The sequence below is a fragment of the Streptacidiphilus sp. ASG 303 genome (assembly GCF_020991365.1).
GTDB lineage: Bacteria > Actinomycetota > Actinomycetes > Streptomycetales > Streptomycetaceae > Peterkaempfera.
Genome location: NZ_JAJLRA010000185.1, coordinates 1 through 282 on the forward strand (window position 1 = coordinate 1; position 282 = coordinate 282).

Genomic DNA, 282 nt, shown 5'->3' on the forward strand with positions numbered 1-282 from the left:
ATCACCACCAGCAGGGCGGCGGTCGGCACCAGGACGGCGCGGGTGCGGGAGGCCCGCCAGGTCACCGGCAGCGCGGGGGGTCCCGCGGTCCGGTCGCGGCCGGTCCCCCGGTCGTGGCCGGCGCCCCGGTCGTGGTCGGCGGGCGGCGGGGTGGCGGGCATGGCGGCGGGCTCCACGGGAGGGTGCGGGGCGGGGTCAGAGGCGGCAGGCGTGGATGTTGGTGACCAGGATGGCGCGGGCGCCGATGGCCCACAGGTCGTCCATGATCCGCTGGGCCTCCTT

1 protein-coding gene is annotated in these 282 nt (G+C 78.7%); it reads right to left on the bottom strand.

The genetic code is table 11. The features are described from left to right. Positions 1–195: 195 nt before the first annotated feature. A partial coding sequence (locus tag LO771_RS31780) for a hypothetical protein (protein ID WP_374228286.1) occupies positions 196–282 on the bottom strand: 87 nt, incomplete at its 5' end.